Genomic DNA, 20,187 nt, shown 5'->3' with positions numbered 1-20,187 from the left:
AATGAAAATTTACAATAAACAACAACTTATCGACTTCATTAATCATAATGGCAATGTAAAATATTTATTTTTTTGGGGACATAGAAAAACAAAATCAGCTATTTCTAAAACATGCTTTAGTCAGTGGTATGAGTGCTCATTTATAGTTAATAATATTGAATACCCAACAGCCGAACATTATATGATGGCAGAAAAGGCCAGGCTATTTAATGATCACGAAACTTTACAAAAAATTTTGGCCGCAGAAAGTCCAGGAGAGGCAAAAAAGCTTGGCCGTAATGTAACAGGGTTTGATGAAAATATCTGGATTAATAAAAGATTCAGTATTGTAGTAAAATCAAACATAGCTAAATTTAACCAAAACCCTAATTTAAAAGAGTTTTTATTAAATACAGGAAATAGAGTGCTAGTTGAAGCAAGCCCTGTGGATAAAATATGGGGCATAGGATTGCCAGCTGACTACCAATATATAGAGAACCCCTATATGTGGAAAGGGCTAAATCTATTGGGATTTGCATTAATGGAAGTACGTAACCAACTGAAAACAAGTAGACTATGAAAGAATATTAAAAAAATTCCTTCACCTCGACTACTCGGCCGCAAGCAACCGAGTTTACGCCGACCTGATTGACCTTCGGTCAAACGGAATTTTTACAGTTACACTCGGGAGCAAGCTCCCGAGATATCTTTCTTTATATAAAATAATAAACAGTTATTTCAAGTTTATTCAAAAGCATTTTGCAGTTTTAACTCTAAAGAAATTATCAATTTCTATGCCCCTTCCCCTAGTTATTATTTATACGGAATCTGGTAGCATTATTGGTTTTAGAAATGACGAACTTATAAAAAACATAGATAAACTGCCTAATATTTATCAGCATTTAGTTTACTAGGCCTCTAACTTAATAAGAAGCAACTAACCTATAATTTGCTGTATAATATAGTTATTTAACAATCTATATAGAGCAAATAATGAACACTGAGCAAGCATTACATGCCCGTAGTGAGTCTAAATGTGAGTTGTGTGGTACATCTGAGCAGTTAGGCGTGTATGAAGTTCCTCCTAGTTCAAATGGTAGTGCAGATGAATCTATTCTTGTATGCATCACCTGCCAAAGCCAAATTGAAAACCCAGAGTCAGTTGATGCTAATCACTGGCGTTGCCTGAATGAAAGTATGTGGAGTCAAATACCAGCGGTACAGGTAATGGCGTGGCGAATGCTGACTCGCTTAAGAAGTGAAGGCTGGCCTCAGGATTTACTGGACATGTTATATCTGGATGATGAAACCTTAGTTTGGGCGCAAGCTACTGGAGAAGGAAGCAGCGACAATGATTCGGTTAAGCACCTGGATAGTAATGGTGCTGTATTAGAAGCAGGTGATACTGTAACGCTAATAAAAGACCTAAATGTTAAAGGCGCTAATTTTACAGCAAAACGTGGTACTGCTGTTCGGGGAATTTCTTTAGTACCAGACAATCCAGAACAAATTGAAGGTCGTGTCAGTGGCCAACAAATTGTTATTCTGACCAAGTTTGTTAAAAAGTCTAAATAAATACTCTAGGGCCTGTTAATACTAATTAAATATCAGTGGTGATTCAGATAGTGTTAACAGACCTTAGTACCCTTGAGTTTCTAATGGTTTACCACAATAAACTGGATGATCAACCATTAGTTCGACTCTAAGTCATAAGTTGGTATTATTATACTCTAATTCCAGCTGCTCAAACTCCCCTTCTAATGTCTGAAAATACTCATCTATTGTGCTGTCACCACTAATATGTGCAAACGGTGCTTTCAACACACTTGAGTATTCAGGCCTGCTGCTATAGTCAGCTTGTTCCAAATAATTTATTGTATAAAGAAAAATTATAGCGCCTACACTTACGACTAATGCAGTAGTTGTACTCCTTATGATATTAGTTGCAAACATCAGATTAAACTTTAGTAATCCAACTAATACTACCAAGATAAAAAATATCCCAAAAATTTCGCTAACCAGCATACTATTAGTTGCATATTCTGCGTACCTGTCTATAGGCTCTAATAGCGTATAAACCCCAGCTGCCACACTAGTTATTAACAACTGGCTTGAAAAATGATGCTCATGCCTTAATAGCCTACCTGCTATTGACCAAATCGCAGCCCAGACAACAATGATAAGTGCTGAAATTAAGGAATAAAATGTATATTCTTTCCACTCATAGCTGGCAGATACTTGTAGAAAATCAATTCCTGCGTCTAACAGACATACACCAAGCAAAATGAGCATGGGCAAGGTTAGCCCTAAATTATCATGATGCAACCAACCTGAGAGTAGTAGTTTTCTTGTGGGCTCAACTTGATGATTATCGAAATATATCATTAAGCTGGTTCTCCCCACTCTCAGTCTATCCCCTGACTGCACCTGGGTATTATCAACTATCACTTGTCCATTAATTAATATAGAGTTTGTCTCATCTACAATATCAACAAACCAGTCACCATCCCGTTGTTTAAAACACAATTGATTTTGAGCAATATAAGGATCTACTAACACTAGATCATTATCAAATCCTCTACCAATCGATAATGATGCGTTACTGCTTTTTACAACTTCTGCAACCCGACCATGGCGGATACCTGTTTGAATAATTAGTTCTGCCACTCTATTGACTCCATAAATGTTTTAAAGAGCAATATTGAATTTTTTTTACTAATACCTGAAGCACCCATTTTTACAATAGCTGCTTTATCATTTCGGTCGACTAAAGCCATAAGTAAAAGTGAGTCATATAAATCTTTATAGTTTTTATAAGCGCGAAAACAGCTGGAAATTTTCCATGAACTACCGGCAATCTTAACAAAGTCAGAGTTACAGCGGTAAGCAGTAGTGTGCTTTTTATTTGATGTATTGTATAGTTTAATTTGATTATATCGTTGCTCTAAAGCATCATAAAACTGTAAGGAATTCAGCTCATCACTGGTCAACCACTCATAGTCATAAACAAAATCACCCGTGTAAAAATCACCACTTATATAAATTTGATCATCTAACTTACAGTGTTGGTGAAAACTGTTGTACTTTAAGTCATCGTTGTCAATAGAGTGTCCCCAGCAGTTCAGAACTGGACTTAATTTAGTTGGCAGTTTTAAGTCACCAAAATTATCCGTTTGTATTGGTTTACTTAAAATATTTTGATAAAAATCATCTTGATCTTTATGCAGTGTTGTTTCGATGATTTGTTGAAAGTCTTCTGGCTTTTTCTCACTGGCATTGACTACTTCTGTTGTTTTTACCTGCTGCATCAATTTGTTTAGATACTGCACAGGCACTAAAAAGCTTAGCTGCTCCCCTCTTGTTGCTTTTGATACATTAATCCCAATAACTTTACCATTTATATCAATAGCTGGACCACCACTCATGCCTGGGTTGAGCGAACCAGAAAACAGGATCTTCTTAAATCGAGAGGTTTTGATTAAACCATTGTAGTTACCTTCTATAATGGTCATCCCTAAGTCTTGGGGGTTACCCATAGAAAAGATACGATCACCTTTAGCAATAGACTGAAGCCTTAATTCAAAATGACTGGTTGCCAACTTCTCTGCTTTTAATATTGCCAAGTCATGAATGACATCAATTCCCTTAACTTGTAAAGAGCCAGTAATCCCATTATGGCTTACATATTCAAGCCGATACTTTTCAGGCTCATGAATAAAAGAAGAAACCACATGAAAGTTAGTAGCCACATAGCCGCTTGCACTCACTTGAAAGCCTGAGCCTATACTCGATTTGTCACCAGAGGCAATATCAATTACCCGAATTTGGTAAACTTGCTTGTTAACCTCATTAAATAACTGCGTAGCCCTACCATCTGGATTAACCTTTTCAGCTAACAGGCTTTTTGGTAAAAATAACAAGGACAGCAATAAAAGTTTAATTATAATATTTGATCTCATTGAACGGATAATGATGTTGCCTCCATTTTACGTATGAACTACTAACGACCACTGTCGCCAAATATATCACCTAAACCACCGAGCAGAGACCCTTCACCTTGAGAGCGACCACCCCCACCCGGTGCAGCTGCCAACATTCTGCCAGCTAATCTGGAGAATGGTAAGCTTTGCAACCAAACCGTACCAGGACCTTTCAAAGTGGCAAAAAAGAAGCCTTCTCCGCCAAATAACATGGTTTTAATACCACCTGCCCGCTGAATATCGTAATCCACACTTTCTGTCATTGCAGCTAAACAACCAGTGTCCACATGTAATGTTTCGCCTACACCCAATTCTATTTTGTGGACAGTACCTCCCATATGGACAAATACCAATCCATCTCCTTCCAGCTTCTGTAAAATAAATCCTTCGCCACCAAATAAACCAGTTAATATTTTCTTTTGAAAATGAAGGCCTATCTCGACCCCCTTAGCACCAGCTAAAAAGCTATCTTTTTGACAAATTAATTTTCCATGATAGTCCGATAAAGCAATCGGCAAAATAGTACCAGGAAATGGTGCACCAAAAGCAACCCGTCCCTTGCCAGAACCAGTTTGAGTGAAAACTGTCGTAAATAAACTTTCCCCTGTTATCAAACGCCTGCCAGCACCCAGTAATTGATTCATAAAGCCTGAGCCTTGCTGTTGGCTACCATCACCAAAGATTGTTTCCATTTCTACGCCTGATGTTTTATACATCATGGCACCAGCTTCGGCGACAGCACTTTCTTTTGGGTCTAGCTCTAACTCTACAAACTGAGTTTCTGTACCGTATATTTTGTAATCAATACCTTCAGTATGTTGTGCACTTCCAAAACCTGCTGATGCATGAGTAGACTGGGTAATAGTTTGGTTTGAAGGCTGTGACTTAGCCAGTGGTTGTGATTGTACTGTTGATTGACTAACTGGGGCAGATACTTGTCCTGCTACTTGAGGTAATGAAGTAGGTTTAGGTGACATCATGTTAGCAGGTGGTGGTGGAAAAGGTGTAACCCCATCCTTTTTCATACGACGTAATTCAGGTACTTCGTACACTGGTAACCAATCACTAAAACCTTGCCTCCAACAATAGGAACCAGGGTTTTCTCTTACTATTACCTTAGCCATAGCATCATCAATAGGCCCTGACTGTTTTCCATCTATCGAAAAGTACCATTGATTCACAAGCCGCCTCCTAACGTGGGTTTGGTTAAATCATAATGCTAAAATAGCAACAACACTTTTACAGGCATTTTGTACATTGTATGAGCACAAACCAGCTTCACACAAGTTGTCTTATATCTTCATTATTCAAGCTTATGACAGCCACAGTAATAAAGAGTTTTTAGGTAATCACTATGTTTAATACCAACAAGCTATATACAACACTAGTGTTAGCTATTTATAGTTGCTCTGCATGGTTTGCTCCCTTAGGTTATACAGCTCCCACTGGTAGCTCAGCCACTTTGGTGAATGATCATTTAGTTTCCAATATTAAGCCTGATGAAACTATACAGTTTTTCCACACCTCTGCCTGGTATGATGAGACATTACAATTATGGCACATCCCTATTCATGGTTGGGTTTATGAGCCAGAAGAAAGTATGGTCCGCAAACAGATAATCGCAAAAACTTTACAAGCCAAATACAACCTGAAAGCCACGTCCAAACACAGTGAAAATAATTTTGCTAAGCGCGTTAATCTATTGATTGCCGATAACGAAAGAAATAAACAGGTTATCATCGTTATAGGAAAACAGCGTTATGCCTTGCCTAAATCTGCAGCCAATGGGCACTTTAAAGGAATTATCACTCTCACGAAGCCTCAAGTTGACCATATTAAAGAAAATGGTCAACTTGATTTTTATGCAATTTTAAGCTCGCAAGACCAGCGACGCTTTTCAGGCAAAGTAGCGCTCGTAAGTCCAGAAGGAATATCAGTTATCAGTGATATTGACGACACTGTAAAGGTCTCTCAAGTGACTGATCATACTGCTTTAATGGATTATACTTTTTTCCAGGATTTCATAGCTGTGAAGGGTATGTCTGCTTTATATCAAAACTGGTCACAGCAAGGCGCCATGTTTCACTTTGTCTCTTCCAGCCCATGGCATTTGTATCAACCATTAGTTGAATTCGCTAAAACTGCTGGTTATCCCTGGGCAAGCTACAGTTTAAAAAATATCCGCTTTAAAGATGAAACCATATTTAATCTATTTAAAAAAGGCACTGAAACCAAACCACAACAAATTGAACCTATTTTACAAGCCTATCCTAAACGACACTTCATTTTAGTAGGTGACAGTGGCGAGCAGGATCCAGAGGTTTATGGTGAATTAATGCGAAAGTACCCTGAGCAAATAACCAAAATACTTATTCGCAATGTAGATAACTCTTCAACAACAGACAGCCGTTATAAAAAAGCTTTTTCTAATGTAGCAGTAGATAAGTGGCAACTGTTTATTAGTCCACAAGAAGTAAAACTCCTAATAAAAAACAAGTGATTAGTTTAAATACCGTCAGCTAACTCTGTTGTCAAAATTTTATTCGACAACAGAGCTTGACAATAAATATTATTTCAGAACTATCGTATGTTAAACTATCCGCAACCTGATCAGGAGAAGCCTCAACACTCAACTAAGTGATATTAGTTTTACTAAGGCCTGTTAACACTATTTGAATATCAATTTTTAAAATAAATAGCACTTTAATTTTATTCATCCCAAATATTTTTCATCGTATAAGGGCTTCCTTCAATCGTCCAAAAGCCGCCTGATGCATATCGATAATGTTTATCCAAACCAGCAATTTGCTGTTTGGCTTCTTCATCTAAGTATATCTCATTAGCTCTTAAATTTTGCTGCATTCTTAGTGGGTTAATCGATTTTGGGATGACAGAAGTCCCTCGTTGAAGAGCCCAGGCTAACACCACTTGTGCAGGGGATATATTCATTCGATTCGCAATAGCGCAGATAATTGGATCTTTTAACAAAATGGGTTCATTCGGCTGCTTTATCATATCAGGGCGGCCAAAAGAGCCTAAAGGGGAAAAAGCAGTAAGGTGAATATTATTCTGCCAACAAAATTTCAGCATGTTATTTTGCTGTAGGTATGGGTGCAACTCAATCTGGTTAGCAAAAGGTTTAATACGAGCGCTATCAATCAGTTTTTGCAATTTATTTATACTAAAATTGGCAACACCAATATTTCGACACAAGCCTAACTCAACTGCTTTTTCTAACTGTTGCCATGTGTCACTAATTGGTAGACCATCCAGTGGAATAAAATCATCTGCTGTTTTGGGGATAACTACTTCCTTGCGATGTACTACAGGCCAATGAATCAAATATAAATCTATGTAATCTAAGTTAAGATCAGTTAGTGTTTGCTTTATAGTAGGTATAACATCTTCTGGTGCATGGGCATTGTTCCATAGTTTGGACGTTATCCACATTTGTTCACGAGTAACTATGCCAGACTTCATACTATCAGTTAACGCAGCACCTATCTCAGTTTCATTATTATAAACCGGTGCACAATCAATGTGACGATAGCCCATTTCTATTGCATTTTTTGTAGCAGTATATACTTCTCCTGGCGCTGCCAGCCAAGTCCCTAGCCCTACCAAAGGAATACTACTATCACCATCTACCATTTCTGTTTTCATAATGAGCTAACCCCTTATTAGTTACTGCCTTCTCACTCGCAATGTATATTTTCTTAATCTTAAAATAACCTCATCTTAAATGAAATAAAAATCATTCTCAATTAGTATATACACCTTCTGCAGTAAAACTCACTATATAGTCACAGTTTTGATAGGTAATTAGCATATCATGCTTATATGATAAGCATTTACTAACTTTTAGTTAGGTAGATAGTCAGCCTGCAGGTTAGCTGATATAAAATCCGATATTAAATCTCTAAATTTTGGTGAAATTTCTTCAAAAGCTAATATCAAATTATATTTAAAATGGCTTACTCTAATTTGCTTCACTCTAGTTTTAGCATAAATGACAGCTTTTTTTTCATTAAAATCGCAATTTAATATCAACATAACATGCTGATTTGGTTTCACTTTGAAAGATGAAACAGCCATTATTCCTTGTACGGAAATATCAACTGCTGTTACATTAATAACATGATCACGGTATTTAATAACACCTGGCCATTGTACTTTTACACGAGGGTAACGCCGATGATCATTTAGCTTTAACTTTTCCATCGCACTAACTCCAAATTTATATACCCTTCTCACATGACTATTATTTCATGATTAATGCGTTATTTTTCTACCATCCACCCAAGTACGATTAATCATTGGATGTTCTTCATGGGTGGGTCCCCAGTCACTATCCGGATGATAAGCAATTACATCCATACTTTGTTGCCTTATTGTTTTAAAGTGGTGTATGGCACCTGCTGGAATCATAAATACCATTCCTTCCTGTAAATCAATTGCATCTTTAGCTGTGCAACATACCCCACTTCCTCTTGCAATAATTCCTGCTCGCATGCTGGGGTGAGTATGTTGGGTTTGGATAATATTAGGTGGAAAATGCAGCAAGTTTAAACAAGGATCACCCTCCAGAGGGGGACTGCAAAGCAATGAATCTGTGCAACCATCTATATAACGAAGCCTCCCCGTTTGCTCAATAGGCCCTCCCATCACATGCATGCCTCTATAACCAAGCCGCTGACAAATAACCACTTTGGAAAAAGGTTGTAATATCAACTGACAACCCGCAGGTAGGTGAAACCACTGCTCACGCTGCAACTGCCAGCTGACTAAATTATCCAATATTGTTAACTGGCCTGAATGAATATAACCAAAGCAGGCGCCAGCATTATCTATTTGTACTGCAACAGGTTGATTTTTATCGAAAGTTTGATAGCCAAATAATCGTGAAGGGAAGTTACCTTTACTGTCATCAAACAATAAACCAAAATAGTCATTCCAAATTATTACATCTTCCATGTTTTATACTCCTACTCTTCACAAATAATTAATACTACAAAATAGATAATTAATGATCTAAATAGTTTGTTTTTCTATCACTAATCTTCGCCATATTTCAAAGCTTAATAGCATCCATAGTTTAATGCCAAACCGGCCGTTATGTTCCCCTGTATCATAGTTTATTAATTGCTTAAGCCTTTCGTAATTAAAAATACCTGCTTGGGTTACTTCCTTTTTGGAAAAGATATGTTTTATATATCGCTTCATTTCGCCTTGACACCAAAATTGAACAGGTACACGCATACCACTTTTTGGTCTATTGATTACAGCTTCTGGTAATAGGGATTGATAAGCGCGCTTCATTACCAGCTTTTCATCACCATGGCTTATTTTTTGGTTACCTGGTAAACGGAAACTGAACCGTACAATTCGCTCGTCGAACAGAGGTGAAAGCTCATGTAAATTATTAGCCTGCAACATACGTTCAACTTTTGGTAAAATTAAGTGTGCACCTTTTAGGCGAATATTCATTGCCATGAGTTTGTTTAACAAAGTATCAGGCATTGTGGTATTAAAAAATGGTGATAGCACGCCTACCAAGTCTGTTTCATGAGAAAACAGCCGCTTTACATCTGGGGTCAACAATTTATCCAACTCATCATAAGCACGCTGAAATGATTTTAGATAAACTACTTCTCGTGTTTGCCTAGCTATTCCCGCCAAATCAGTTCCATACCAGTGACTTAACAACATTCCATAATTCTTTGGTCCACCAAAACATGGATCACCACCTTCACCATTAAAAATCCACTGGCTATAGTTACTGGCATATTTAGCTAGCTCAAAATTAGGTACAGTTATAGGATCGCCAATAGGGTCATCCAACAGCCAAATAATATTTCTTAAGCGGCGCAGGAAATGCTTAGGCTTAATATAAACTTCGTGATGATGAGTACCATGTTTATCAGCAACTTTTTTTGCATATTCCAACTCATTTGGGTATTTCTTTCCAAAATGGATCGAAAATGTATCAATTTTTTTCGGATATAAACTCGCCAGCTCTGCAGTTACTACACTGGAATCTAATCCACCAGATAAAAAAACACCTAGTTCTCTATTAACGGGTAATCTATCTAGTACTGCTGAAGCTAATAATTTTTTAAACTGTCTGGATGAGTTATCAACATCTTGATATTGTAGATTTTGTTTAGCAACCTCCTGTTCAAAAATAAAATAACGCTTTAATGAATATTGATTATTGCTCCAGGTAAGATAATGACCCGCAGGTAGTTCATATAACCCTTCAAGCATAGTATTACAGCCAGGTACAAAGCTAAAACTAAGATATTGAGCCAGTGCAGCACTATTAATTTGTGGTGAGAAAATTGGTAACTGGTGAATAGCTTTTGGTTCAACGGAAAAAAACAAACTATGGTTTAGTTGGCTAAAATATATCGTTTTTTGACCTGCACCATCTCTTATTAAGTAGCCCGTATCAGACTGTTTATCATATAAAATAATAATAAAAGCGCCTTCTAGATTACATATTTCGTTTACCCCATTACGAAAATAACTTGCTATCATATCTTGTGGCTTTGTATTATAAGACTCACCTGTAAAAAATCCATTTATTATTACAATCAAATGGTCTTTTCTCCATACCCCTACATGATAATTTTGATTAGCATGTTCAGGAGTTGAACCAACAGCTGCTGTAAATAAATCTGATGTTACTTGTTGTAAACCATTATTAAAACGATGTTCTAATTGGTGAGCCATTCTTTGAATTATTTCACTAGGCTGCATACCAAAATAACCGACAAGCCCTGTCATATATATTTTACCCAAAGTCATCAGCAAAAGAAAAGTTTACATAAGCAGATGTAGCAGCGGCTGTAGCTCCCAATACCAACATATCTTGTAGTTGTGATTTATCTTTACTCATTAATTGCGTAGAAAGTGGGTAAGGCAACATATCTACGGCACATTTTGTTATTCTCATTCTCTTATATAGAGATTTAGTCTGTTTTATTTGTTCCTCATAATAACCTATATCATATACTTGTTTTTCGGCTAACTTAACATTGAAATTACTTTCAATTGCCTGCACCATATTTTGCTTATTTTGATTAGTGCCATGTAATAAAATCACAGGTAAGTTATCAGCCTGCTCTAATAATTTCTTAAACTGTTCTTTCAAATAATGAGGATAACCATCTTGTGATACAATCAAGGCCTTTGAGCGCATATGCTCATCATTTAATATTAAACAATCTACAAATAAAGGATCATCAACTACAACTATACGGTCAGCTCCATAATCAAAAATATCAGTTTCCTGGTATTTATCTGGAGGGCTTTTCAACTTTGTTTTATTAACCAAATAATCATTATTTCTTCTAGTACTTACCCAACGTTTATAGTAGTCAGAAAAATCTTCTATACTCATTGGTTTATTGGCTTTAATCATTAGTTTAATTGCTATCACAAAAATAAATACAGCAATAATTAATCCAATATAAGACAAGAATCCAATAAATATTACAGAAAAAATACCACAAAAAACTATCACTAAAATTAGAGGTGCAATAAGCGACTTGGCTGATGCTTTTAAAAACACACTGTACAACATGTTCTTAGTAAAATAGCGAGTATTGAAAGCACTAGCCCTCAATTCTAGTTTTTTCATCTTGTTGTCATTAAATGGTTCTGTTTTAGCTCGAAACACAAACTTATAGCCACATGAACACTGTGTGTTATACCCTTTTAAAAAACGTTCACATGATGGACAAATCATTGTGTTGTGCCCTTGCTACCATTTTTTAATAAAAATGAAATGCTCTTCGTGAATGAATTCTATAAATGCCTTCCTGGCATTTAGCTTCGGCCAGCTAAAGTTATTCCAATTTGATACAGTCAAACTGGTTTGGCTTTTTTACTATCACTGAACACCTTTTATTTAGGTCATCTGAATTTCTAAGGCTTCATCGTTCAGATGACTTAACCTAAACTACCCTTCACTATGAGTATATATTTTGCCTTTACTGTACTACCATTTATAGCCTAGCAGGACTCATCCAAGTATGACACGTGTTCTATTTTTATGTACTGGCAATTCATGCCGTAGCCAGATGGCTGAAGGCTGTTTAAAGCTCTTAAGACCGAATGACTTCAAAGCTTACTCAGCTGGTATTGAAGCTCATGGGCTAAATCACTATGCAGTTCAAGTCATGGCAGAAGCAGGTGTCGATATTAGCCAACAACTGTCTCAAACGATTGATCAATTACCAGAAAGTCAGTTTGAATATGTTATTACCGTTTGTGACCATGCTAACAAAGTATGTCCAATGCTCCCAGCAAGAACCAAGTTAATCCACCATAGCTTCGAAGACCCACCCAAACTGGCAGCCAAAACGTCAAATCAAGAAGAAGCACTGAACTGCTATCGAAAAGTATGTGATGAAATTAAACAATTTATTAAAAAAATAGATATGATTTTGACATAAAATATATCTTTCACTTTGAATAAAAAGAGCTGTTTTCTTTGAGATAAGCTATTTACTTTTAACATTCCTTGCCGCTATCTTGTAGGAATTTATTAAGCTAAAGGTAAGCATGCCGACTTCTCCAAATTTACCACCCTGCTAGAATAGGTTGTTATAGTCTAATCCTCTGATATCGCTTAACCTTTTAAAACCAACTTCTTTCTTATGCTGTTAATTATTGCAATTAGGGATAGTACCACACTCCTTCGCCAAGTCTGTGCCACAGGCAAGGCATTAATGATGGCTTTCATTTTTTCTGGTTGAGCACCTGGCCCTTGTAGTCGGTAAAAATAAGATAAGTGGGAGCCATACCAGTACTTTAATAATAACCCAGGTCTTTTAAGGAGTTGATGGTTTGGTTGGCAACCAATTAAACCAGCCATTTCGCGCATGTATTGATGATAATCAACCAGTGATTTTAGCAAGATATTTTTTTTAAAAAAGCTTTCTTCATAGAGCCTATCTTGCTCTATACGACTATTTAACTGTTGCAGCATCAACCAAGGTTTTTTACCTGCTAACAACAACGCCAAATAACGTGCCTGCATTTCTGACATAACAGGTACGCCACCCTGAGTCGGCCTAGCCCAGCCAATTAAAGCTAACTTTGTTTGTAGTTGTGGGTGTAGCATATGCTTGAACAGATCTCGTACATTGCTCAGCAGATGATTACAATCAATAAATGAGAAGTTATTTTTATAACCTGTATTGCACACAATAAAATCAAAACAGTCTGTCGTTCCATCACAAAAAGTAACGACATTACCGTCAATGTTTATAATTTCAGATTGTTTCATGGTTAACTTGCCACTAACTATATCTTCAATAAAAACATCGTTTTTAGTTAAAAATCTATCACTAAAACCTCCTTTTTGATCTTTAATTAATTTAAAGTAACAACGTTCCTTTTTACTATATTTTTTGCTAAATTTTAATTTTATAGCCGCCTGATATTTCATAAACCAGTCAACTCCCGCTTTACCTGCCGCCCCAAGAATCTTGGTTGTTAACGCATCATTAGTATGATTATGGGCATAACGTCTTACTACTGAGGGCAGATTTCTGACCGCAACTGTACAACTATCTGTTTGTTGTGCGATTAAATGGCAAACATCACTGCCTGTCTCTCCAAGCCCAATGCAAAGTACTCGTTTACCCTGATAATTATACTGATCAAACATTGAAGAATGGATAATTTGCCCAGTATAATTTTCCTGCCCATTAAATTCAGGTATATACTCACTTGCATTAGCACCACTACAGATAACTACATAATCAAATACTCTGGTTTCCATCACCCCACTATCATTTTGTACTGTTATTGTTGGAAGTTCAGTTTCGGTGTTAATGTTGATAACTTGATGGTTAAACTTAATGTGTTCAGTCAACTTGAAATAACAGGTATATTCATTGAGGTAGTTGATATATTCCTGAGCAGACCAGTAGCACCGATTTTCAACAATACGAGGGGGGAATGATGAATAAGCCATAAAATAGTTAGATATAGTTAACTGCATTGTGCGATAAGCTTTACCTCCTTCACAAGCAGTCTTAAAGGCTCCACCAATGGTATGTGCTGCTTCATAGCAGGTAACGTTATGATTTTGTTCCAATAATTCCTTTAAAGTACATAAGCCCGAAATACCAGCTCCTATAACACAAACATCCTTGTTCATGAATAAAACCCACCTAAAACAGATAAAAATAAGACTTTATATCAATTAAGTAGATAGTTATATAGTGTTTATGAATAAAATTTATTGTCTTAAAATAGTCATGTAATAGCAACTCAAATATAATATATTTATATCTTAAACTACTGGTAGTCCTCTCCTACTGAATTTGTTAATTTTTGCTATAACCATACTCAAGGTAGGGTATACTGAGAAATAATAATTCATCACGCTACTTGTAAGGAGCTACCAATGAAGGAGTTTACAAATATCCTTGTTGCCATCACTCATACTCATTACAGCAGTGATGAGTTTATTAAAGCAATCGAATTAGCATTAGCTAACGATGCAAAGTTAACTATTATAGCCATTGATGATCCTATTACTCGTTTTGCTGAAAAAACGATGCTTGGTAAGCTTAAAGAGCTATTTACCAAGCAGCTACAAGAAATTTTAAATGACTTCAAAGACCAAGCTGAAAAAGCCAACGTCCGTTCAGTTTCCACAGAAATTCGCTGGGGTAAATCCTATATCGAAATATTAAAAATGGTGCAAGAACAAAACTTTGATCTAGTGATTAAAATGGCTGACCCTTTTGTTAATTTTAGTCGACGGCGTTTAACTGGTGATGATTTGCATTTATTAAGAAAATCTTCCGTTCCTGTTTGGTTGATAGTCGACAATGAAAGGCACCCAGGAAAAATTAATAAAGTTCTAGTAGCAGTTGATTCAGAATTTGATGACCCAGAAAGAGTTAAACTAAACCGCAAACTGCTTGATTATGCCGACAGCATTAGCCAAATGGAAGATGCCCAATTGCATATTTTACAGGTATGGAGCCTGTATGGTGAAGAGCGCCTGCGAGGCCCATTTATAAACATGGCTGAAGATGAAATAGACCAGTTGCTTACCAAAACACGCACAGAAAATGAAAAGGCATTACATGATTTACTTATTACTCAACAGTTAGAGCGTGATGGAGTATTTCCCCATTTAGTCAAAGGTAAAGCATCAGAAGAGATTCATAGAGTTGCTGAAGAGTTAAATATAGACATGATTGTTATGGGAACAGTAGGGCGCACTGGGTTAGCAGGTTATGTTATTGGTAATACGGCAGAGAATGTATTGAGTGAAACCAGCTGTTCAATTCTAGCTATTAAACCAGATGGGTTTAAAGCAGAAAAAATTAAATAATCTAAATGAAATAAATATGTTATTAATTTCCTCCCAACTTTAATTTCACCCATCATCATAAAATGACTTGTGGGTTGTATTTAGAGCCGATTAAACTAAGCTGTCCTAAACACAAATTTTTGGTATTGATTTTAGGACACATCTTAAAATTATTAATAAGTATAAATTGTATACAGTCACTCACGAGTCAAAGATGGGGAGAGATACTATGAATTACACAGTCTATTTATCTGGAGAGATACATACCGACTGGCGTGATAAAATTAAAGCTGGTGTTAAAGAGCACAATCTCCCTATTACTTTAGTTGGTCCAGTTACTGATCACGAAGCCAGTGATGAAGTAGGCAGCCGTATTTTAGGCGCTGAGGATAAGCCATTTTGGAAAGACCATAAAGCCAGCAAAATCAATGCTATTCGTATCAATAAATTGCTTAACAATGCAGATATTGTCGTGGTTCGGTTTGGTGAAAAGTACAAACAATGGAATGCAGCGTTTGATGCTGGGCAAGCTGTTGCATTAGGCAAGTCACTTATTGTTATTCACTCACCAGAACATACCCACCCCCTAAAAGAAGTAGATGCCCAGGCACTCGCGGTTACGGAAACTCCTGAGCAGGTTGTTGAAATACTCCTATATATTTGTCAGTAAGCATCAAGTTTTATTTTACTGGTTATTTATTGAGCCCCTCTTGATTAAGAGGGGCTTACACCCACCACTGAACTTTCTACTACACCTGTTTTTTAGCTGCTAACCCCTGTTATTTCGTGTTTTGATGAAATATTCGGGTTATAATCCTGCTCATTTTTCGATTATTTAGCCAAAGTGAAGGGCTTTTAAGCAAGGCCATCGAGTAATGAAGCCCTAGGAGCTTATATACAAATAAGTGACTAGGATGAAGGCAGATAAGTGTTCCTGCTTGATCTGCATTCCCAACATCCTTGATGGTCACACGAAGATAGCGAAGCTTAAAAGTCATTCTCGAAGGGTAAAAGTGCTTATTTGAGGTGGCATTGTGACTACAGAAAATACGCCAGACATAAGTACCTTCCAGGGACTTATTCTCGCACTGCAGGACTATTGGGCCAACCAAGGTTGTGTCATTCTTCAGCCATTGGATATGGAAGTAGGAGCCGGTACCTTCCATCCAGCCACCTTCTTGCGCTCAATTGGTCCAGAACGTTGGAGTTCAGCCTATGTGCAGCCTAGCCGCCGCCCTACTGATGGCCGCTACGGTGAAAACCCCAACCGGCTACAACATTATTATCAGTTTCAGGTGGTGATAAAGCCATCCCCAAAAAATTTCCAGGACCTTTATCTGGGCTCACTGGAAGCCATTGGTGTTGATAACAAAGTTCATGATATTCGGTTTGTAGAAGATAACTGGGAATCTCCAACTCTTGGTGCCTGGGGCCTAGGCTGGGAAGTTTGGTTAAACGGTATGGAAGTTTCTCAGTTTACTTACTTCCAGCAGGCAGGTGGTATTGAGTGCTACCCAGTAACAGGTGAAATCACTTATGGACTGGAGCGGCTTGCCATGTACATTCAGGATGTAGATAACGTCTATGATCTGGTATGGACAGATGGTCCATTAGGTAAAGTCACTTATGGCGATGTGTTTATGCAAAATGAAGTGGAGATGTCCACCTTCAACTTTGAAAAAGCAGATACAGGCACTTTATTCCAACACTTTGATTTTTATGAAGCAGAAAGCAAGCGGATGATTGAAGATAACCTGCCCTTACCCGCTTATGAATTTGTGTTAAAAGCTTCACACACCTTTAACCTGCTGGATGCTCGCCACGCAATCTCTGTAACAGAGCGTCAGCGTTATATTTTGCGGGTGCGTACCTTGGCTCGCGAAGTAGCTAAAGCTTACTTTGATGCAAGAAAGCGGCTTGGTTTTCCTCTGGCTGATCCAGAGATTAAAGCAGAGGTTATGGCGAAACTGGCAGAGGAGCAGCAATAATGGCAAGCCAAGACTTTCTGGTTGAAATTGGAACTGAGGAATTACCTCCAAAAGCACTTAAGCAATTGGCTACTGCACTGGCTGAAGGTATTACCAAAGAACTGGATGGCGCTCAACTAACATACGATTCCAGCCAGTGGTTTGCTACTCCTCGCCGGCTTGCGGTTTTAATCACGGGGCTTGTGGATAAACAACCAGACCGCACGATTGAACGTAAGGGACCAGGCCTTAAGGCTGCCTATGATAAAGAGGGCAAACCAACCAAAGCTGCTGAAGGCTTCGCCCGCTCTTGCGGTGTTGCAGTGTCTGAGCTAGAGACTCTTGAGCAGGGCAACAATGCTTGGTTGGTTTACCGCTCTGTAGAACCTGGTAAAGAGACTGTTCAGCTACTTCCAGAGGCTGTGGATAAGTCTGTGAACAACCTGCCGATACCTAAGCGAATGCGCTGGGGTAGCAGCCGCGAAGAGTTTGTTCGACCAGTGCAGTGGTTAACTGTTTTATTTGGCAGCCATGTTGTTCCTACTAGCATTCTAGGGGTTGAAGCAGACAGGGTTAGTTATGGCCACCGTTTTCATCATAATGAACCAATCAGTATCGAAAGCCCAAGAAGCTACGTACGTCAGTTAAACAAGCAAGGTAAAGTGCTTGCCTGCTTCGAAGAGCGCCAGCAACAAATTAAACACCAGGTTGAACAACAAGCTGAGCAGTTGGGCTGTAAGGCCGTCATTGAACAAGATTTACTGGATGAGGTTACTGCTCTAGTAGAGTGGCCTGTGGCCTTAACCGGTAAGTTTGATGAAGCATTCCTCAATGTGCCAGCTGAAGCATTAATCTCCTCAATGAAAGAGCATCAAAAGTATTTTCATGTGGTAGATAAAGCAGGCAAGTTAGTTAACTATTTCATTACCATCAGTAATATTGAAAGCACTAGCCCTCAGACAGTTATTTCTGGTAATGAGCGGGTAATCAGACCACGCCTGGCAGATGCAGCCTTTTTCTATGATACCGATAAGAAAACCAGCCTCGTTGAACGCCGTGAGCAGCTAAAAGCAATTATTTTCCAAGCCAAGCTGGGTAGTGTTTACGATAAAACGACCCGCATCAGCCAGTTAGCAGGCCATATTGCTGAGCAAATTGGTGGTGCTGTAGGCCTAGCAAAACGTGCTGGTGAGTTAGCCAAGTCTGACTTGGTAACTGACATGGTGCTGGAGTTTCCTGAACTACAAGGAATCATGGGCCGTTACTATGCAGAGCATGATGATGAAAACCCAGAAGTTGCAGCTGCACTCGATGAGCAATACATGCCCCGGTTTTCAGGCGACCAAGTCCCTACTACCTTAACCGGCTCTGCAGTTTCAGTTGCTGATAAAATTGATACATTAGTTGGTATTTTTGGGATCGGCCAGCCCCCCTCTGGAACCAAGGATCCTTTTGCCCTGCGCCGTGCAGCACTTGGATTGTTAAGAATTGTTATCACTAATGAGTTATCTCTGGATATAAAGGTCTGTATAGAAAAATCTATCAGTGCCTACCAAGTAGCTGGAGTAAAACTTGCGGCCATTGATTCGCTTGTTGATACCGTGCTGGACTTTATTTTAGAAAGGTTCCGTGCTTGGTATCAGGATGAAGGGCTACCTGTCGAAGTGTTCATGGCAGTTAAAGCGCTACGCCCTGTACAACCGTTAGATTTCGATCAGCGGGTTAAGGCTGTTGAGCACTTCCGCCAATTACCCGAAGCAGAAGCCTTGGCAGCAGCTAATAAGCGGGTTTCCAATATCCTAGCCAAGCAAGGTGATGCAGACATTCCTGCAGCAATCAATGATAGCTTGTTAAAGGAAGATGCTGAGAAAGTTCTAGCCAATCAAGTCGCTTTGATGGCCCAAGAAGTGAGTCCTCTGTTTGAGCATCGTCAATACACATTGGCATTAGAGTTATTAGCCCAGCTTAAAGAAAATGTCGATAACTTCTTTGATGATGTGTTAGTGAACGTAGACGATAAAGCCGTCAGACAAAACCGTTACGCACTATTACAACAGTTGCGGGATTTGTTCTTGAAAGTAGCAGATATTTCGTTGTTACAAACTTCATAGTGCTCTCCTTTCCCGAGAGTATCGCGAAAGGAGATTGGAGAATAAATATAGAGTAATAGGGTATTCTTCCACCGCTCTAAAGGCCATCTATCGCCTTTAGAGCTTTAGCTGTTTCTGACAGCAGACTCAAACCCCCTATCACTCCATATTCCCCCGCTTTTGCGAGAATCTCATAAGAGGTAGGAACTTAGTTTTAGTAGTAAATGCGTAGAAATAAATTAACTGCGCCAGGATTAAATAAATGCCTTTAGTCATCCTTGATCGTGATGGAGTAATCAACCAAGACTCCGATGCCTTTGTAAAATCTCCCGAAGAATGGCTACCTATTCCTGGCAGCATTGAAGCTATTGCCAAGCTTTGTCAGGCAGGGTTTCAAGTGGCTATAGCAACGAACCAATCAGGCATCGCGAGAGGTTATTTCACTGTAGAAACTCTTACTGCTATGCATAAAAAAATGGAGCAGTTAATAGGTCAAGCAGGCGGTAAAATTATAGCTATTACTTACTGTCCTCATGGCCCAGAGGATAACTGTGACTGTAGAAAACCTAAGCCAGGTTTGATCTATCAATTAGCCAAACAACTGCAATTTAACCCACAAGAAACCTGGGTGGTTGGTGATTCACTAAGAGATCTCCAAGCTGCTGAGACTGCAGGCTGTAAACCAGCACTGGTTACAACAGGAAAAGGCCAAAACACGCTAAAAAAATTACCCGAACTGTCTTATGATGTGCCGGTGTATAAAGACCTAGCAGAGTTCACCGAAACTTTGCTTAAACAGGATCAGAGTAAATAAGGCTGTTTGA

General features: G+C 38.3%; 18 protein-coding genes. 9 read left to right on the top strand and 9 right to left on the bottom strand.

Going from position 1 to position 20,187, the window contains the following annotated elements; translation table 11 throughout:
* Nucleotide 1: 1 nt before the first annotated feature.
* Complete coding sequence (locus G4Y78_RS00150) at nucleotides 2-559, top strand: NADAR family protein (RefSeq protein ID WP_163830675.1); 558 nt, start codon at nucleotides 2-4, stop codon at nucleotides 557-559.
* Nucleotides 560-972: 413 nt separating this feature from the next.
* Nucleotides 973-1,554 carry a PhnA domain-containing protein gene (locus G4Y78_RS00145; RefSeq protein WP_163830674.1) on the top strand — a complete coding sequence of 194 codons (582 nt, stop codon included), beginning with the start codon at nucleotides 973-975 and terminating at the stop codon, nucleotides 1,552-1,554.
* 132 nt (nucleotides 1,555-1,686) lie between these two features.
* Here the strand turns inward: G4Y78_RS00145 and G4Y78_RS00140 are convergent, their stop codons facing one another.
* The 3 genes from G4Y78_RS00140 to G4Y78_RS00130 all read right to left on the bottom strand — a co-directional run bounded on the left by G4Y78_RS00140 (nucleotide 1,687) and on the right by G4Y78_RS00130 (nucleotide 5,140).
* Nucleotides 1,687-2,646: an FHA domain-containing protein gene (locus tag G4Y78_RS00140; RefSeq protein ID WP_163830673.1), complete on the bottom strand. Its 960-nt coding sequence runs from the start codon at nucleotides 2,644-2,646 to the stop codon at nucleotides 1,687-1,689.
* The gene (locus tag G4Y78_RS00135) at nucleotides 2,634-3,899 is read right to left on the bottom strand and encodes a S1 family peptidase (protein ID WP_222937609.1); all 1,266 of its coding nucleotides are present in this window, start codon (nucleotides 3,897-3,899) and stop codon (nucleotides 2,634-2,636) included. The genes G4Y78_RS00140 and G4Y78_RS00135 overlap by 13 nt, the downstream gene beginning before the upstream one ends.
* Nucleotides 3,900-3,979: 80 nt before the next feature.
* Nucleotides 3,980-5,140 carry a TIGR00266 family protein gene (locus tag G4Y78_RS00130; protein WP_163830671.1) on the bottom strand — a complete coding sequence of 387 codons (1,161 nt, stop codon included), beginning with the start codon at nucleotides 5,138-5,140 and terminating at the stop codon, nucleotides 3,980-3,982.
* A 173-nt stretch (nucleotides 5,141-5,313) separates the two neighbouring features.
* Here G4Y78_RS00130 and G4Y78_RS00125 point away from each other — a divergent pair, with 173 nt between their 5' ends.
* Nucleotides 5,314-6,459, top strand: coding sequence for a phosphatidate phosphatase App1 family protein (locus G4Y78_RS00125; RefSeq protein ID WP_163830670.1), 1,146 nt, complete (start codon nucleotides 5,314-5,316; stop codon nucleotides 6,457-6,459).
* A 209-nt stretch (nucleotides 6,460-6,668) separates the two neighbouring features.
* Here G4Y78_RS00125 and G4Y78_RS00120 read toward each other — a convergent pair whose 3' ends face one another.
* The 5 genes from G4Y78_RS00120 to G4Y78_RS00100 all read right to left on the bottom strand — a co-directional run bounded on the left by G4Y78_RS00120 (nucleotide 6,669) and on the right by G4Y78_RS00100 (nucleotide 11,604).
* On the bottom strand, nucleotides 6,669-7,622 hold the full coding sequence (locus G4Y78_RS00120; protein ID WP_163830669.1) for an aldo/keto reductase: 954 nt from the start codon (nucleotides 7,620-7,622) through the stop codon (nucleotides 6,669-6,671).
* Between the two features lie 198 nt (nucleotides 7,623-7,820).
* Nucleotides 7,821-8,180, bottom strand: coding sequence for a PilZ domain-containing protein (locus tag G4Y78_RS00115; RefSeq protein WP_163830668.1), 360 nt, complete (start codon nucleotides 8,178-8,180; stop codon nucleotides 7,821-7,823).
* A 51-nt stretch (nucleotides 8,181-8,231) separates the two neighbouring features.
* On the bottom strand, nucleotides 8,232-8,933 hold the full coding sequence (locus G4Y78_RS00110; protein ID WP_163830667.1) for a cupin domain-containing protein: 702 nt from the start codon (nucleotides 8,931-8,933) through the stop codon (nucleotides 8,232-8,234).
* Nucleotides 8,934-8,990: 57 nt separating this feature from the next.
* Entirely contained in the window at nucleotides 8,991-10,748 is a 1,758-nt protein-coding gene (locus G4Y78_RS00105; RefSeq protein ID WP_163830666.1) for an asparagine synthetase B family protein, read from the bottom strand.
* A 7-nt stretch (nucleotides 10,749-10,755) separates the two neighbouring features.
* A complete protein-coding gene (locus tag G4Y78_RS00100; protein WP_163830665.1) occupies nucleotides 10,756-11,604 on the bottom strand; it encodes a hypothetical protein in 849 nt (282 codons plus the stop codon).
* 394 nt (nucleotides 11,605-11,998) lie between these two features.
* Here G4Y78_RS00100 and G4Y78_RS00095 point away from each other — a divergent pair, with 394 nt between their 5' ends.
* On the top strand, nucleotides 11,999-12,421 hold the full coding sequence (locus G4Y78_RS00095; RefSeq protein ID WP_163830664.1) for an arsenate reductase ArsC: 423 nt from the start codon (nucleotides 11,999-12,001) through the stop codon (nucleotides 12,419-12,421).
* A gap of 176 nt (nucleotides 12,422-12,597) precedes the next feature.
* Here the strand turns inward: G4Y78_RS00095 and G4Y78_RS00090 are convergent, their stop codons facing one another.
* Nucleotides 12,598-14,136, bottom strand: coding sequence for a flavin-containing monooxygenase (locus tag G4Y78_RS00090; RefSeq protein ID WP_163830663.1), 1,539 nt, complete (start codon nucleotides 14,134-14,136; stop codon nucleotides 12,598-12,600).
* A gap of 249 nt (nucleotides 14,137-14,385) precedes the next feature.
* On the opposite strand from G4Y78_RS00090, the gene G4Y78_RS00085 reads away from it, so the two are divergent.
* The 5 genes from G4Y78_RS00085 to gmhB all read left to right on the top strand — a co-directional run bounded on the left by G4Y78_RS00085 (nucleotide 14,386) and on the right by gmhB (nucleotide 20,177).
* Nucleotides 14,386-15,327, top strand: a complete 942-nt coding sequence (locus G4Y78_RS00085; protein ID WP_163830662.1) for a universal stress protein — start codon at nucleotides 14,386-14,388, stop codon at nucleotides 15,325-15,327.
* A 208-nt stretch (nucleotides 15,328-15,535) separates the two neighbouring features.
* Nucleotides 15,536-15,976, top strand: coding sequence for a YtoQ family protein (locus G4Y78_RS00080; protein WP_163830661.1), 441 nt, complete (start codon nucleotides 15,536-15,538; stop codon nucleotides 15,974-15,976).
* Between the two features lie 364 nt (nucleotides 15,977-16,340).
* The gene (gene glyQ, locus G4Y78_RS00075; RefSeq protein ID WP_163830660.1) at nucleotides 16,341-17,294 is read left to right on the top strand and encodes a glycine--tRNA ligase subunit alpha; all 954 of its coding nucleotides are present in this window, start codon (nucleotides 16,341-16,343) and stop codon (nucleotides 17,292-17,294) included.
* A complete protein-coding gene (gene glyS / locus G4Y78_RS00070) occupies nucleotides 17,294-19,384 on the top strand; it encodes a glycine--tRNA ligase subunit beta (protein ID WP_163830659.1) in 2,091 nt (696 codons plus the stop codon). The genes glyQ and glyS overlap by 1 nt, the downstream gene beginning before the upstream one ends.
* A 241-nt stretch (nucleotides 19,385-19,625) precedes the next feature.
* Entirely contained in the window at nucleotides 19,626-20,177 is a 552-nt protein-coding gene (gene gmhB, locus G4Y78_RS00065) for a D-glycero-beta-D-manno-heptose 1,7-bisphosphate 7-phosphatase (RefSeq protein ID WP_163830658.1), read from the top strand.
* Nucleotides 20,178-20,187: the final 10 nt, after the last annotated feature.

This window comes from Spartinivicinus ruber (assembly GCF_011009015.1).
GTDB classification, from domain to species: Bacteria; Pseudomonadota; Gammaproteobacteria; order Pseudomonadales; family Zooshikellaceae; genus Spartinivicinus; species Spartinivicinus ruber.
Note: the sequence above shows the minus strand (reverse complement) of the source record. Positions and strands in the feature narration are given on the sequence as shown.

Bases quoted from the DNA above. Each gene is read 5' to 3' on its own strand.
- G4Y78_RS00150 (WP_163830675.1), top strand. From the start codon at position 2: ATGAAAATTTACAATAAACAACAACTTATCGACTTCATTAATCATAAT.
- G4Y78_RS00145 (WP_163830674.1), top strand. From the start codon at position 973: ATGAACACTGAGCAAGCATTACATGCCCGTAGTGAGTCTAAATGTGAG.
- G4Y78_RS00125 (WP_163830670.1), top strand. From the start codon at position 5,314: ATGTTTAATACCAACAAGCTATATACAACACTAGTGTTAGCTATTTAT.
- G4Y78_RS00120 (WP_163830669.1), bottom strand. From the start codon at position 7,622: ATGAAAACAGAAATGGTAGATGGTGATAGTAGTATTCCTTTGGTAGGG.
- G4Y78_RS00115 (WP_163830668.1), bottom strand. From the start codon at position 8,180: ATGGAAAAGTTAAAGCTAAATGATCATCGGCGTTACCCTCGTGTAAAA.
- G4Y78_RS00110 (WP_163830667.1), bottom strand. From the start codon at position 8,933: ATGGAAGATGTAATAATTTGGAATGACTATTTTGGTTTATTGTTTGAT.
- G4Y78_RS00105 (WP_163830666.1), bottom strand. From the start codon at position 10,748: ATGACAGGGCTTGTCGGTTATTTTGGTATGCAGCCTAGTGAAATAATT.
- G4Y78_RS00100 (WP_163830665.1), bottom strand. From the start codon at position 11,604: ATGAAAAAACTAGAATTGAGGGCTAGTGCTTTCAATACTCGCTATTTT.
- G4Y78_RS00095 (WP_163830664.1), top strand. From the start codon at position 11,999: ATGACACGTGTTCTATTTTTATGTACTGGCAATTCATGCCGTAGCCAG.
- G4Y78_RS00090 (WP_163830663.1), bottom strand. From the start codon at position 14,136: ATGAACAAGGATGTTTGTGTTATAGGAGCTGGTATTTCGGGCTTATGT.
- G4Y78_RS00085 (WP_163830662.1), top strand. From the start codon at position 14,386: ATGAAGGAGTTTACAAATATCCTTGTTGCCATCACTCATACTCATTAC.
- G4Y78_RS00080 (WP_163830661.1), top strand. From the start codon at position 15,536: ATGAATTACACAGTCTATTTATCTGGAGAGATACATACCGACTGGCGT.
- glyS (WP_163830659.1), top strand. From the start codon at position 17,294: ATGGCAAGCCAAGACTTTCTGGTTGAAATTGGAACTGAGGAATTACCT.
- gmhB (WP_163830658.1), top strand. From the start codon at position 19,626: ATGCCTTTAGTCATCCTTGATCGTGATGGAGTAATCAACCAAGACTCC.